Here is a 14,224-nt window from a genome sequence, read left to right as displayed (position 1 = left end):
GGTGCGTTGTGGAACATTTCATGCTGGCTCTTCCCCTAAGACGCTGAGTAAAGATGGGTAAAACCACTTTGTAACCGGCGCGTCGTTTCCTATTCTTGCCGTTAATTACATCTGTCATAAGAGAGTGACTCATGGATCGTATAATTAGTTCTTCACGCGACCGCACATCGCTACTCAGCACACACAAGGTGCTGCGCAATACCTACTTTATGCTCAGCCTGACGCTGGCCTTTTCTGCACTGACGGCAACCGCCAGCACCGTGCTGATGCTGCCGTCTCCGGGTCTGATTCTGACGCTGGTCGGCATGTACGGTCTGATGTTCCTGACCTACAAAACCGCTGACAAGCCGGTAGGTATTTTGTCCGCCTTCGCCTTCACCGGTTTCCTGGGCTATATCCTGGGGCCAATGCTTAACACCTACCTGTCTGCCGGGATGGGCGATCTGATCGGCCTGGCATTGGGTGGTACGGCGCTGGTGTTCTTCTGCTGTTCCGCTTATGTGCTGACCACCCGCAAAGACATGTCTTTCCTCGGCGGTATGCTGATGGCGGGCATCGTGGTGGTGCTGATTGGTATGGTGGCAAACATCTTCCTGCAGCTGCCGGCCCTGCACCTGGCCATCAGCGCAGTGTTCATCCTGATCTCCTCCGGGGCGATCCTGATGGAAACCAGCAACATCATTCATGGCGGCGAGACCAACTATATCCGCGCCACCGTGAGCCTGTATGTGTCGCTGTATAACATCTTTGTTAGCCTGCTGAGCATCCTGGGCTTCGCCAGCCGCGATTAACCCTCAGTGCTGTATAAAAAGCCCCGCTTATGCGGGGCTTTCTTTTTTGGTAAACTGCCGCAGTTTTCGATAAACCTGTGATGATTATGCTGAACTTTGAAGGTAAAGAGATTGAGACCGATAGCGAAGGCTATCTGAAAGAGACCAGCCAGTGGAGCGAAGGGCTGGCGGCCATCATTGCCGAAAAAGAGTCTATCGCCCTGACGCCGGAGCACTGGGAAGTGGTGCGTTTCGTGCGTGACTTTTATCTTGAATTCAACACCTCCCCGGCCATCCGCATGCTGGTGAAAGCGATGGCCAATAAGTATGGCGAGGAGAAAGGCAACAGCCGCTATCTGTATCGACTGTTCCCGAAAGGCCCGGCAAAACAGGCGACCAAAATCGCCGGCCTGCCTAAGCCCGTGAAGTGCATTTAATAGCGAATACCGAAATTGACGTAGTCCCGGTCGGGTTGATGCGGTTCTGACAGGACCTTTTCAACCCGGGCGATGCGGGGCCCGCCCGCTTTAAGCCAGGCAAGCAGTTTGTCGACCTGTTCCGCTTCGCCGCAGGCCACCACCTCAACGCTGCCGTCATCCATATTGCGCGCGTACCCGGTCAACCCCAGATCTGTAGCTTCACGCTGGGTGCTATAACGAAAGCCAACCCCCTGAACCGTGCCGTGAACCCACGCGATTGTGCAGACTTTTGCCATGATATTTCCCCTTATCCGTGTCTGGCCCTGAACCACAAGAATAGCAAATTATGGCCGGACGATTAGCGTAACGTTTTGGGTAAGCACCCGTAATGCTGGCGGAAACGGGCCGTAAAACGCGAGCTGGAAAGGTACCCACACTGCATGGCGATCTCACCGACAGACAGCCGTGTCGACTGTAACTGAGACAGCGCAACCGCCATGCGCACCTCCTCCACGATCTGGCGAAAGCTGTGCGACTCTTCGCGTAAGCGTCGGCGTAGAGTCGGCACGCTGACGGCCAGGCGACTGGCAACATCCTGCGCGGTCCATGCCCGGGCGGGTGACATCATGATGAACTGCCGTACCTGCTCGGTGAGATTGACGTTGCGTTCGATAAGCAGCGGCCCCGCCACCCCATCATGCAGCAGCGCCAGCAGCAGCCCGAAAGCCTGATGCTTTTGCAGTTCGTCGGGAAAATCATGCCGGACTGCATGCAACAGGTTGCCCCACATAAAGGCCAGCCCTTCGCTGAGCGGCGCACAGAGCGAGTCGGTTTTGCTGCGCGGCTAGGATTGCAGGTAATGGGCTTTAAACGCCGCGATAATATCCGGCGACAACAGCAGCAAATCAGAATGGAAAATGCCCTGCGCTGGCTGATTAACGATCTCCATCGGCGTATTCGCCGGGATAATGATCAGCTCATCGGGGGTGGCAACAAGACGGCTATCCTCATGAATAATCACCTTACTGCCGTGCGTAATATGGCAGATGGCAGGATAAAACAGCTTAACCTGATGCAGGCGATGCATTTTGCTGGCACTGACCTCAGCCGCGGTCAGATGTTTATGTTGAAAATGAAAATCCTGCACCGGTCGACCCCTATCTTGCGTATGTTGCGGTTAATTGCGCCTTCGCCAGCGCGTGGCTGTTGAGCATGAAACCGACCAGTGCGCCGCTGGCGCTTTTATCGATGGGCAGTTTATCCACATCCAGCGCCCAGACGGTTATCTGGTACGGGTGAGGCTTGTCTCCTTCCGGCGGGCACGCGCCGCCAAAGCCAGAGTAACCGAAATCATTACGTCCCTGCACAGCTCCTGCGGGTAGTTTCTCGTTATTCTGGTTGCCGGCACCGGCAGGGAGCTCCTGCGTTTGTGCAGGAATGTTCACCACCGTCCAGTGCCACCAGCCGCTGCCGGTAGGCGCAGCGGGGTCATACACCGTGATGGCAAAACTTTTCGTACCCTGCGGCTGATTTTTCCATGTCAGCTGCGGCGATTCGTTGCCGCCATGACAACCAAAGCCGTCGAAGACCTGATTCTGGGTTAATCGCTGTTCGCCGGAAATATCCCGGCTGTTGATGCTGAAAGGTAATGCCGCTGAGACCGTAAAACTCATCCCCGCCAGAGTGGCTGCTGCGATTGCAATGTGCTTTTTCATTCGAGTTTCCTTTTGCTGAGCTGGAAACATCAATGTAAATCCCGCAGCAAAGGGGTAATGTGCCAGAGCGATTTTAAATTGTGCCGAAACGCTCAATAGTGTCCGCAGATGATTGCCCCTGACCATCTGTGCTACTCTACGCGCCATTTCCCTGGAATCGACAGAATAGTAAATTATGAGTGTACGTTTAGTGTTAGCCAAAGGGCGCGAGAAATCCTTGTTGCGCCGCCATCCCTGGGTCTTCTCCGGCGCGGTTGCGCGTATGGAAGGCAAAGCCAACCTCGGTGAAACCATCGATATTGTTGATCATCAGGGGAAATGGCTGGCGCGCGGCGCATACTCGCCAGCGTCTCAGATCCGCGCCCGCGTCTGGACCTTCGATAAAGATGAAACCATCGACATCGCTTTCTTCGTTCGCCGTCTGCAGCAGGCGCAGCAGTGGCGCGACTGGCTGGCAAAACGCGACGGGCTGGACAGCTATCGTCTGATCGCCGGTGAATCCGACGGTCTGCCGGGGGTGACCATCGACCGTTTCGGTAACTTCCTGGTGCTGCAGCTGTTAAGTGCGGGTGCTGAATATCAGCGCGCGGCGTTAATCAGCGCCCTGCAGGCGCAGTATCCTGAATGCGCTATTTACGATCGCAGCGACGTTGCGGTGCGTAAAAAAGAGGGTATGGAGCTGACCCAGGGCCCGGTCACCGGTGAACTGCCGCCGGCCCTGCTGCCTATCGAAGAGCACGGCATGAAACTGCTGGTGGATATTCAGGGTGGCCATAAAACCGGTTACTACCTCGATCAGCGCGACAGCCGTCTGGCGACCCGTCAGTACGTCGCCGACAAACGCGTGCTGAACTGCTTCTCCTATACCGGTGGTTTTGCGGTTTCAGCTCTGATGGGCGGCTGCAGCCAGGTTGTGAGCGTCGACACGTCTCAGGAAGCGCTGGACGTGGCGAAACAGAACGTTGAGCTGAACAAGCTGGATCTGAGCAAAGCCGAATTTGTGCGCGATGATGTCTTCAAGCTGCTGCGCAAATATCGCGACCAGGGTGAGAAGTTTGACGTTATCGTGATGGATCCGCCGAAATTCGTCGAGAACAAAAACCAGCTGATGGGCGCCTGCCGTGGGTATAAAGACATCAATATGCTCGCGATCCAGCTGCTTAATCCGGGTGGCGTGTTGCTGACGTTCTCCTGTTCCGGCCTGATGACCACCGAATTGTTCCAGAAAATTATCGCGGATGCCGCTGTAGATGCTGGCCGTGATGTACAATTTATAGAGCAGTTCCGTCAGGCGGCCGATCATCCGGTGATCGCTACCTATCCGGAAGGGCTGTATCTGAAAGGATTTGCCTGTCGCATCATGTAACTTGAAAAGTGGAATGTTGCCCTCACCTATAGAGTAAGTAACGTTTCCCGGGAGGTGACTATGATTGCCAGCAAATTCGGTATCGGCCAGCAGGTCCGCCACTCCCTGTTAGGATACCTGGGCGTGGTCGTGGATATCGACCCGGAATATTCCCTCGACGAACCGTCAGCGGATGAGCTGGCGGTGAACGCAGAACTCCGCGCCGCCCCCTGGTACCACGTGGTGATGGAAGACGACGAAGGCCAGGCCGTGCATACCTATCTTGCCGAAGCCCAGCTCAGTGGCGAGCAGCAGGATGAACACCCTGAACAGCCTTCCATGGATGAACTGGCGCAAACGATCCGCAGACAGTTACAGGCCCCGCGCCTGCGCAACTAACCAGAAACCCGGTAGCCAACGGCTAACCGGGTTTTTTATTACTTCGCCATCCCCAGTCGAGGGATCTCAATCGCCGGGCAGCGGTCCATCACCACGTTCATTCCCGCGTCACGCGCCAGCACTGCTGCCTGTTCGTTAATTACCCCAAGCTGTAACCACAGGGTTTTCGCCCCGACGGCAATGGCTTCCTGCGCGACGCCCCAGGCAGCTTCAGAATTACGGAATACATCCACCATATCGATTTTTTCCGGTACCTCTGCCAGGGTGCCGTACCCCTGCTGGCCTAACAATGTTTTACCTGCCACTTTTGGCGATACCGGGATCACGTGATAGCCCTGATCGAGCAGATATTTCATCACCCGATAGCTCGGGCGATCGGGTTTGTCACTTGCCCCCACCAGCGCAATGGTTCGGGTGGTGGAAAGGATCTCAGCAATATCGTTCTGTTTCATGAACTTCCTCCTGGCGTGTTCAACATCAATATCCATGCAGTGAGAGCAACCTGTCATCCCATACGTCTGCATGAGGGCAAATTGCCGGCTTATGTCTATATGTTAGTAAATATGATTGAAGAAAAATTTTGATACATTATTCATGACGCGCGTCTTTTAAGAGGGCTTTTTATGAAAACCGGCATTGCCTGGAGTCTGTTTGCGCTGCTCATGCCGGTTTGCGTTTTTGCCACAACGCTGCGGCTCTCTACGGACATCGACCTGCTGGTGCTGGACGGAAAAAAAGTCTCCAGTTCCTTGCTGCGCGGTGCGGACAGCATCGAGCTGGATAACGGCCCGCATCAGATTGTGTTTCGGGTAGAGAAGACCATTCGCCTCGGCAATCATGAAGAGCGGGTCTATATCTCCCCTCCTCTGGTCGCCAGCTTTAACACTCAGCGCATCAGTCAGGTTAATTTTAGCCTTCCCCGACTGGAAACAGAAAAAGAGTCACAACTTTTTGATCATTCACCGCATATTGAATTACTGGATGGCGATGCGACCCCGATCCCGGTGAAGCTGGATATTCTGGCGATCACCGACACGCCGACCGGCGTGAACTATGAGTACGATACCGAGCGTTATAACAAAGCCGGTCAGAGCGCCTCGCTACCGCAGTTCTCCACCACCATGGCCGATGACAGCACTCTGTTATCCGGCGTCTCCGAGCTGGATATGCCGCCCCCGCAGTCGCAGAATCTGACAGAGCAGCGGCTAAAATACTGGTTTGCCCAGGCCGATCCCGAGACCCGCCGCCGTTTTCTGCAATGGGCGAAGCAACAACCCTCGTCCTGAGCCGCATTTTTTATCCCTTTCCCTTGCAGCATCAGGTGCTTCCAGTAATCTGTAACCAGTTAACTAACGGATAGAGATTATGGAACTCACAACCCGCACACTGCCGGACCGCAAACATATCGCGCTGGTGGCGCACGATCACTGCAAACAGATGCTGCTCAACTGGGTACAGCGTCACAAATCCCTGCTGGAAAAACACCGCCTTTCTGCCACCGGGACCACCGGTAACCTGATTCATCGCGAAACCGGGCTGGAGGTTAATGCCATGCTGAGCGGCCCCATGGGCGGCGATCAGCAGGTGGGTGCACAGATTTCGGAAGGAAAAATTGATGTGCTGATCTTCTTCTGGGATCCCCTGAATGCCGTACCGCACGATCCGGACGTCAAAGCGCTGCTGCGTCTGGCAACGGTGTGGAATATTCCCGTCGCCACCAACCTGTCGACGGCGGACTTTATCATTGCCTCTCCGCAGTTCAACGACCAGGTGGAGATTTTGATCCCAGATTATCAGCGCTATCTGGCTGAACGCCTGAAGTAAGTGCCCGCCCTGCCGGGTGGCGGCTTCGCCTTACCCGGCCTACGAAAAGCCCAAAACCGTCGACCCGCACACCCGTAGGCCCGTGCAAGCGCAGCGCCGCCGGACATCAGGCCGCACCATCCGTAAGCCCGGTAAGCGCAGCGCCACCGGGCAACACACCGCTACGGTTTTCGCGCCACCGGTACATCTATCTCCTTCAAAATGTCCACAAAGCGTGAAGGCTGCTCTTTGTTAAACAGCAGCCAGACGCGGTGACGGGCGCGGGTGATCGCCACATACAGTAATCGCCGCTCTTCCGCATCGGGGAACTCTTCCACTGCCGGCAGCAGAGCCTGCTCCATTACCGATTCACGCGCAGGTGCCGGGAAGCCATCGCTCCCTTCCTGCAACCCCACCACAATGACGTAATCCGCCTGCTGCCCCTTACTGGCGTGAATGGTCATAAAATCGAGCTGCAATTTCGGCCAGCGGGTCGCAGCTTTCTCCAGGCTGGCAGGTTTAAGGTGGTGATAGCGCGCCAGCACCAGAATGCGCTCCTCCGGCCTGGCGTAACCGCTCAGTTTATCCAGCAGGGCATCGAGCTGATCTTCAGCCAGCAGCGTGACCGCTTTTTTGTCCCCGGCCGACAGGCTGTTCAGCGGTTTTGCCAGCTGATGCGGGTTCTGCTGGATAAACCGGTTGGCGATCTCACCGATCCGGTTATTAAAGCGGTAGGTGGTATCCAGATCGCAACGATCGCCCTCGCCAAAGTAGTGGTGGAACGCCGTGGTCAACGACAGCTGCGCGCCGCTAAAGCGGTAGATCGCCTGCCAGTCATCCCCTACGGCAAACAGGGTGGTGTGCTTATTCTGCGCCCGTAGCGCCGCCAGCAGCGCCGCGCGCTGGGGGGAGATATCCTGAAACTCATCCACCAGGATGTGCTTCCACGGGCTGATAAAGCGCCCCTTCTCGAGAATAATGATGGCCTGATGGATCAACCCGGAAAAATCGACGGCATTTTCTTCCTTAAGGGCGGTTTTCCACGCTTTTAACAGCGGAGCCATCAGCTTCACCCGCTTCGAAAACAGGGTCCGGATCGCCTCGGGCGCGCCGGCAATCATCTCGGCCTGCGCGCCGCCGTGCATTCGCATCAGGCTCACCCAGCGATCGAGCCGCGGAGCCAGCCGACGCGCCAGCTTTTCGTTTTGCCAGAAACTGCCTTCCGGCACGCTCCAGTCAAGCTCTTCTTCCAGCCACTGACGCCACCCTTTGGCCTGCGCTTTTTTCTCGCTGCACTGCTGTTGCCAGGCCTCGATAAAAATCTGTTGCCGCGCCACGGTGTCGTTCTCCAGCTTGCTGACGACCGGCACCTTTTTGCTCCCCTGCTGGATGATGTGCAGGGCCAGGGAGTGGAAAGTTCTGGCGGTAATGTCGCGGGTATGCAACCGGGCCTCGATCCGCTCATCCATCTCCTGGGCCGCCTTGCGGCCGAATGCCAGGAGTAAGATTTGCTCGGGAGCCGCTTCATTGCGGGTCAGCAGCCAGCCCGCCCGCGCCACCAGCACCGAGGTTTTGCCGCTGCCGGCCCCCGCCAGCACCAGTAGCGACTGCTCGCCGTTAACCACTGCCCGGGCCTGGGCCGGGTTGAGAGGAGATGACTCAATATCGGCAAAAAAGTCGGCATACTGGCTGAGCATGGCGGTGGTCCACGCCTGGTTGTGCGCCAGCCGGCTCCGGTCAATATCGTCCAGCCAGGCCCGGCACTGACGCCAGGCGTCCCGGCAGTTATCAAACTCTTCCAGCCGCGAGACCGACAGGGGGAGCGCCTGTAATGCCTGCGTAATTTTTTGCTGCAGGCCCAGCGTTTTTTCCCGCGTCAGCCAGCTGTTTTGCTCATTGCTGGTGGAAATGTCATTCAGCGCGTTTTGCAGTACCTGCGCCGCCACCTCGCTCATTTCAACACTCCATTGCTGCCAGAGCGTATTCAGATGGTGGTGAAAACGCTGGGTTTCCGCCCACTCCGTTCCGTGCAGCCGCACCACTTTCTCTTCGGGCAGGACAAACTCCAGCTCGCCCCAGACCAGGCCGCGCTTACAATGAATGGCCAGCAGCTGATTGAAGGGAATGAGGTATTCGTGGCGTTCGCCAGAGACTTTCACCCCGGCATTGAGCAGAACGACTTTGTCGTACGGATGTTGTGCCAGGCGTTTGCCTAACGAAGTTGCTTTCAGTTCCATGTCCAGCCCGATCCACGACGTGAGAAATTGCCTGATAGTTTAACTGCCAGTTTTCAGGTGCTCCAGCGCAAAAAAACGTTACAATCAGCAGGGCTTCAACATTATGGAAAGAATTGAGGTTTTATGCGTACCGTTCTGAATATTTTGAATTTTGTCCTGGGTGGTTTTGCCACCACGCTCGCCTGGCTGCTGGCAACGCTGGTCAGCGTGGTGCTGATCTTCACCCTGCCGCTGACGCGCTCCTGCTGGGAGATCACCAAACTGTCACTGGTTCCGTACGGTAACGAAGCCGTTCACGTGGACGAGCTGGAGCCTGACAGCAAAAGCGCGCTGATGAACACCGGCGGAACGCTGCTCAATATCTTGTGGCTGATCTTTTTCGGCTGGTGGCTGTGCGTGATGCACATTGCGGCGGGGATCGCCCAGTGCCTGACGCTTATCGGTATCCCGGTCGGGATCGCCAATTTTAAAATTGCCGCCATTGCCTTGTGGCCTGTCGGACGCCGGGTCGTCCCGGTGGAAGTTGCCCGTGCCGCGCGGGAAGCCAACGCCCGCCGTCGTTTTCCGTAACAAGGATCCCGTGCGCTCATGCTAAGCCCGCTGATTCGCCGCTACACTCTCAACAGCGCCTGGCTGTACAACGCCAGGATCTTTATTGCCCTGTGTGGCAGCACCGCCCTGCCCTGGTGGCTGGGCGACGTGAAGCTGACCATTCCGCTGACGCTGGGCGTCGTCGCCGGGGCGCTGGCCGATCTGGATGACCGTCTCGCCGGTCGGCTGCGCAATCTGGTTATCACGCTGATCTGCTTTTTTATCGCCTCGGCGTCGGTGGAGCTGCTCTTCCCCTGGCCGTGGCTTTTCGCCATCGGGCTGATGCTCTCCACCAGCGTCTTTATCCTACTGGGCGGGCTGGGCCAACGCTATGCCACTATCGCCTTTGGCGCGCTGCTGATTGCTATCTATACCATGCTGGGGGTATCGCTTTACGACCAGTGGTATCAACAGCCGGTGCTCCTGCTCCTGGGAGCGGTCTGGTATAACCTGCTTACTCTCTCCGGGCACCTGATCTTCCCCATTCGCCCGTTGCAGGACAATCTGGCCCGCAGCTATGAGCAGCTGGCGCACTATCTGGAACTCAAGTCCCGGCTCTTTGACCCGGATATTGAAGGTGACGGTCAGGCGCCGCTGTACGATCTGGCCCTGGCGAACGGCCAACTGGTGACCACGCTGAACCAGACCAAAGCCTCCCTGCTTACCCGTTTACGCGGCGATCGCGGTCAGCGCGGCACCCGCCGGACCCTGCATTACTATTTTGTCGCACAGGATATTCACGAGCGCGCCAGTTCCTCGCATATCCAGTACGCCGACCTGCGCGAGAAGTTTCGCTACAGCGACGTGATGTTTCGCTTCCAGCGCCTGCTCTCCATGCAGTCTCAGGCCTGTCATCAGCTGTCGCAATCCATCCTGCTGCGCACCCCTTATCAGCACGATCCGCGTTTTGAGCGGGCCTTCACGCACCTGGATGCGGCACTCGATCGCGTCCAGGCCAGCGGGACCTCAGCCGAACAGATGAAAGCCCTGGGTTTCCTGCTGAACAACCTGCGCGCCATTGATGCCCAGCTCGCCACCATCGAATCCGAGCAGGCGCTGGCAATGCCCGGTAATGATGTTGAAAACCAGCTAGCCGACGATAGTCTGCACAGTTTTAGCGATATGTGGCTGCGCTTAAGTCGCAACTTTTCGCCGGAATCGGCGCTGTTTCGCCATGCGGTGAGGATGTCGGTGGTGCTCTGTATTGGCTACGCCTTTATACAGATAACCGGCCTTAACCATGGCTACTGGATTTTGCTGACCAGCCTGTTTGTTTGCCAGCCCAACTATAATGCCACCCGCCACCGGCTGGCGCTGCGTATTCTCGGTACGCTGGTGGGGGTCGCTATCGGACTGCCTATCCTTTACTTCGTCCCCTCACTGGAAGGCCAGCTGATCTTAATTGTGATCACTGGGGTGCTCTTTTTTGCGTTTCGCAATGTGCAGTACGCGCACGCCACCATGTTTATTACTCTGCTGGTGCTGCTCTGTTTCAACCTGCTTGGGGAAGGCTTTGAAGTAGCACTGCCGCGCATCATTGATACCCTGATCGGCTGCGCCATTGCCTGGGCTGCGGTGAGCTTTATCTGGCCGGACTGGCGGTTCCGTAATCTGCCGCGGGTACTCGATCAGGCGATGAATGCCAACTGCCGGTATCTGGACGCCATTCTCGAGCAGTATCACCAGGGCCGCGATAACCGCCTGGCGTATCGCATAGCCCGACGTGACGCCTATAATCGCGATGCAGAACTGGCTTCGGTGGTCTCGAATATGTCCACCGAGCCGCGAGCGACAGCGGAAACGCGCGAAGTCGCCTTCCGTCTGTTGTGCCTGAATCATACCTTTACCAGCTACATTTCGGCGCTGGGCGCGCATCGCGAGCGGCTGACCAGTCCAGCCATCCTGGCCCTGCTTGATGACGCCGTTTGCTACGTGGATGATGCGCTTCATCAACGTCCGGCGGATGAACCTCGTGTTCAGCAGGCCCTGACCGAACTGGCGCAACGCATTTCGCATATTGAACCGGGTGCCGAGAGCAAAGCGCCGCTGGTGCTGCAGCAAATCGGTCTGCTTATCGCGTTGCTACCAGAAATATGTCGTTTACAGCAGCACGTTAATCAACTGCCGGAGTGAGTGCTGTTATCCACCGGCAGCCTTTTGTACCACTCCACCAGCTCCCGGCGCCTTGTCTCCGGGAGCGCAGCTTCATGCAATCCGACGATCGCCCCTTCCAGTGCGAACAGCACTTTGTAGCTCAGGTGCCTGTTAAGCTCTCTGATCTTCAGCCAGCACTGCTCGGCCCCGAGGGCGCGTAACGCCTCTTCGTTGGCGATGCCCGCCTCGTTCAGCAGGATCTCAAGCTGAAAGGTGAGATTGGGTAAATCTTTCAACCTGTCGCGCTTGTACCGTTCCCGGCGTTCCCGCCGCGCGGCCTCAAGCGCAAATGAGGAGAGCTGCAGGAGCTTATCCCGATCCTGCCAGAGCGCCTCATCGACGCGATAATAATTCAACAATACTGCGCGCCCCCGCTTCACCAGCGTTAAGTAAGAGGAGGCATTTTTGACGCAATACTGTGCGCTCTCTTCGCAAGCGCGCAGGTATAACTCCCCGTCTGACACCATCGCAAAGACCGCGTCATCCACCGCCAGAGTGTATCCACCAAACAGGGCACGATGCTCAACATCACCGAGAGGAGAAAGATATTTTGTTGATTGATAGATCCGTTCGTAAGATAACTTTTTCATGATATTTCCCTTGTAAATCATGGAGTAAAATTAAAGTTTTTTGTTAACGGATCCGTTAGCCAAAAAATAGGTAACTTACGATCGAACGGCAAGATGATTTTTCAATCCGCCTGAATAACAAACCAAATTTGCGAGGCGCTTTCAGAAAATGAGGTTGATCTTTAGACGCACAGGGGTTACTGTATATCCATACAGTAACTACAGGGCTGGATTGATTATGTACTCTTCAGGCTATGCAAACCGTTCAACAACTTTCTCTTCTTCCGCTGGTAAAAGTGCACGGAGTTCCGCTGCGTATATGTCCACCGGGTTGATTAGTGAAGTGCTTTACCGTGAAGACCAGCCCATGATGACGCAGCTGTTATTGCTGCCCCTGTTACAGCAGCTGGGTCAACAGTCTCGCTGGCAGCTGTGGCTGACGCCGCAACAGAAGTTGAGCCGGGAATGGGTGCAGTCCGCAGGTTTACCGCTGACTAAAGTGATGCAGGTTAGCCAGATGGATCCCTGCCATACTGTAGAATCGATGGTGAGAGCACTGCGTACCGGGAATTACAGCGTGGTGATTGGCTGGTTTACGGAAGAATTAACCGAAACGGAGCAACATCGTCTGGCTGAAGCGGCCGAAGAAGGTAATGCACTCGGCTTTATTATGCGTCCCGTTCGGATGAATGCTCTGGGCAACGGACACCTTTCTGGGCTAAAAATTCACTCGAATTTGTATCACTAAGTAAAAATAAGAGTTTTCCTGGAATTTATTTTGCAGGCTCTGTACGCCATTGGTTCCCTTTCTAAAAGCCGCGACAAGTCTTGTCTGCCGCGGCTTCCTCCAGTTTAGCATGCCCAAATCTTCGCCATAAATGTTAAATATTGTGTATACAAAACTTTTTTTTTCATATGCCTGACGGAGTTCACACTTGTAAGTTTTCAGGTACGTTGTAGACTTTACATCGCCAGGGGTGCTCGGCCTAAACCGAAGATATCGGTAGCTTTACTCTTTGTCCCCGCCCCCCGGTGAAGGATTTAACCGTGACTCTCATTGAGATTCTCATGGCGATTTTTGGATGATAACGAGGCGCAAAAAATGAAAAAGACAGCTATCGCGATTGCAGTGGCACTGGCAGGTTTCGCTACCGTAGCGCAGGCCGCTCCAAAAGATAATACCTGGTATGCAGGTGCTAAACTGGGCTGGTCTCAGTTCCATGACACTGGCTGGTATAACGACGCTCTGAACAACGACGGCCCAACTCACGAAAGCCAGCTGGGCGCAGGCGCGTTCGGTGGTTATCAGGTTAACCCGTACGTTGGTTTCGAAATGGGTTACGACTGGCTGGGCCGTATGCCTTACAAAGGCGACAACATCAACGGCGCATTCAAAGCACAGGGCGTTCAGCTGACTGCTAAACTGGGCTACCCAGTAAATGACGCTGTAGACATCTACACCCGTCTGGGCGGCATGGTATGGCGTGCAGACTCCAGCAACAGCATCGCTGGCGACGACCATGACACTGGCGTATCTCCAGTATTCGCAGGTGGCGTTGAGTGGGCAATGACCCGTGACGTTGCTACCCGTCTGGAATACCAGTGGGTTAACAACATCGGCGATGGCAACACCGTTGGTGTTCGTCCAGACAACGGCATGCTGAGCGTAGGTGTTTCCTACCGTTTCGGCCAGCAGGAAGAAGCAGCGCCAATCGTTGCTCCAGCTCCAGCACCAGCTCCAGAAGTACAGACCAAGCACTTCACTCTGAAGTCTGACGTTCTGTTCAACTTCAACAAAGCAACCCTGAAACCAGAAGGTCAGCAGGCACTGGATCAGCTGTACACCCAGCTGAGCAACCTGGATCCTAAAGACGGTTCCGTTGTGGTTCTGGGCTTCACCGACCGTATCGGTTCTGACGCTTACAACCAGGGTCTGTCCGAGAAACGTGCTCAGTCCGTTGTTGATTACCTGATCTCTAAAGGTATCCCGGCTAACAAGATCTCCCCACGTGGTATGGGCGAATCTAACCCAGTTACCGGTTCTACCTGTGACAACGTGAAACCTCGCGCTGCACTGATCGACTGCCTGGCACCAGATCGTCGCGTAGAGATCGAAGTTAAAGGCATCAAAGACGTTGTAACTCAGCCAGCGGCATAAGTTATCGTCTTATAAAAAAACCCCGCCATGTTGCGGGGTTTTTTATTACCTGAAGAAAAGTAAA

Annotated in this window: 15 protein-coding genes and 1 pseudogene; 10 read left to right on the top strand and 6 right to left on the bottom strand. The window is 55.6% G+C overall.

All coding sequences use genetic code 11. The features are described from left to right. Window positions 1-131 precede the first annotated feature (131 nt). Window positions 132-791 (top strand): FtsH protease modulator YccA, encoded by a 660-nt coding sequence (gene yccA, locus ES815_RS17630; protein WP_032617416.1) that lies wholly within the window; start codon window positions 132-134, stop codon window positions 789-791. Between the two features lie 86 nt (window positions 792-877). After that, window positions 878-1,207 (top strand): sulfurtransferase TusE, encoded by a 330-nt coding sequence (tusE, locus tag ES815_RS17625; protein WP_103823605.1) that lies wholly within the window; start codon window positions 878-880, stop codon window positions 1,205-1,207. Here tusE and yccX read toward each other — a convergent pair. The 3 genes and pseudogenes from yccX to ES815_RS17610 form a co-directional block, all read right to left on the bottom strand. Further along, window positions 1,204-1,485 carry an acylphosphatase gene (yccX, locus tag ES815_RS17620; RefSeq protein WP_142488965.1) on the bottom strand — a complete coding sequence of 94 codons (282 nt, stop codon included), beginning with the start codon at window positions 1,483-1,485 and terminating at the stop codon, window positions 1,204-1,206. The genes tusE and yccX overlap by 4 nt on opposite strands. A gap of 62 nt (window positions 1,486-1,547) precedes the next feature. Continuing rightward, a pseudogene (locus tag ES815_RS17615) lies at window positions 1,548-2,336 on the bottom strand (helix-turn-helix transcriptional regulator). A gap of 10 nt (window positions 2,337-2,346) precedes the next feature. Then, window positions 2,347-2,904, bottom strand: coding sequence for a kinase inhibitor (locus ES815_RS17610; protein WP_142488964.1), 558 nt, complete (start codon window positions 2,902-2,904; stop codon window positions 2,347-2,349). 175 nt (window positions 2,905-3,079) lie between these two features. On the opposite strand from ES815_RS17610, the gene rlmI reads away from it, so the two are divergent. Both rlmI and hspQ read left to right on the top strand, forming a co-directional pair. Then, a complete protein-coding gene (rlmI, locus tag ES815_RS17605; protein ID WP_142488963.1) occupies window positions 3,080-4,270 on the top strand; it encodes a 23S rRNA (cytosine(1962)-C(5))-methyltransferase RlmI in 1,191 nt (396 codons plus the stop codon). Window positions 4,271-4,330: 60 nt separating this feature from the next. Then, window positions 4,331-4,648 (top strand): heat shock protein HspQ, encoded by a 318-nt coding sequence (hspQ, locus tag ES815_RS17600; protein ID WP_032617412.1) that lies wholly within the window; start codon window positions 4,331-4,333, stop codon window positions 4,646-4,648. Window positions 4,649-4,686: 38 nt separating this feature from the next. Here hspQ and ES815_RS17595 read toward each other — a convergent pair whose 3' ends face one another. Beyond that, window positions 4,687-5,100, bottom strand: a complete 414-nt coding sequence (locus ES815_RS17595; protein ID WP_106992629.1) for a CoA-binding protein — start codon at window positions 5,098-5,100, stop codon at window positions 4,687-4,689. A gap of 171 nt (window positions 5,101-5,271) precedes the next feature. Here ES815_RS17595 and csgI point away from each other — a divergent pair, with 171 nt between their 5' ends. Further along, window positions 5,272-5,934: a curli synthesis inhibitor gene (gene csgI / locus ES815_RS17590; RefSeq protein WP_142488962.1), complete on the top strand. Its 663-nt coding sequence runs from the start codon at window positions 5,272-5,274 to the stop codon at window positions 5,932-5,934. A gap of 79 nt (window positions 5,935-6,013) precedes the next feature. Beyond that, entirely contained in the window at window positions 6,014-6,472 is a 459-nt protein-coding gene (gene mgsA / locus ES815_RS17585; RefSeq protein WP_142488961.1) for a methylglyoxal synthase, read from the top strand. A gap of 161 nt (window positions 6,473-6,633) precedes the next feature. Here mgsA and helD read toward each other — a convergent pair whose 3' ends face one another. Continuing rightward, complete coding sequence (helD, locus tag ES815_RS17580; RefSeq protein WP_142488960.1) at window positions 6,634-8,688, bottom strand: DNA helicase IV; 2,055 nt, start codon at window positions 8,686-8,688, stop codon at window positions 6,634-6,636. Window positions 8,689-8,811: 123 nt separating this feature from the next. On the opposite strand from helD, the gene ES815_RS17575 reads away from it, so the two are divergent. Together ES815_RS17575 and yccS are read left to right on the top strand one after the other, a co-directional pair. Continuing rightward, window positions 8,812-9,258: a YccF domain-containing protein gene (locus ES815_RS17575; protein ID WP_142488959.1), complete on the top strand. Its 447-nt coding sequence runs from the start codon at window positions 8,812-8,814 to the stop codon at window positions 9,256-9,258. Window positions 9,259-9,276: 18 nt separating this feature from the next. Next, window positions 9,277-11,412, top strand: a complete 2,136-nt coding sequence (gene yccS, locus ES815_RS17570; protein ID WP_142488958.1) for a YccS family putative transporter — start codon at window positions 9,277-9,279, stop codon at window positions 11,410-11,412. Here yccS and ES815_RS17565 read toward each other — a convergent pair. Further along, on the bottom strand, window positions 11,397-12,023 hold the full coding sequence (locus ES815_RS17565; RefSeq protein WP_142488957.1) for a TfoX/Sxy family DNA transformation protein: 627 nt from the start codon (window positions 12,021-12,023) through the stop codon (window positions 11,397-11,399). The genes yccS and ES815_RS17565 overlap by 16 nt on opposite strands. Window positions 12,024-12,240: 217 nt before the next feature. Here ES815_RS17565 and sulA point away from each other — a divergent pair, with 217 nt between their 5' ends. Together sulA and ompA are read left to right on the top strand one after the other, a co-directional pair. Continuing rightward, entirely contained in the window at window positions 12,241-12,750 is a 510-nt protein-coding gene (gene sulA / locus ES815_RS17560) for an SOS-induced cell division inhibitor SulA (protein ID WP_142488956.1), read from the top strand. A 354-nt stretch (window positions 12,751-13,104) separates the two neighbouring features. Then, window positions 13,105-14,160, top strand: a complete 1,056-nt coding sequence (gene ompA / locus ES815_RS17555) for a porin OmpA (protein WP_142488955.1) — start codon at window positions 13,105-13,107, stop codon at window positions 14,158-14,160. The last annotated feature ends 64 nt before the right edge of the window (window positions 14,161-14,224 follow it).

Source organism: Leclercia adecarboxylata (genome assembly GCF_006874705.1).
Classification (GTDB): domain Bacteria; phylum Pseudomonadota; class Gammaproteobacteria; order Enterobacterales; family Enterobacteriaceae; genus Enterobacter; species Enterobacter adecarboxylatus_C.
Note: the sequence above shows the minus strand (reverse complement) of the source record. Positions and strands in the feature narration are given on the sequence as shown.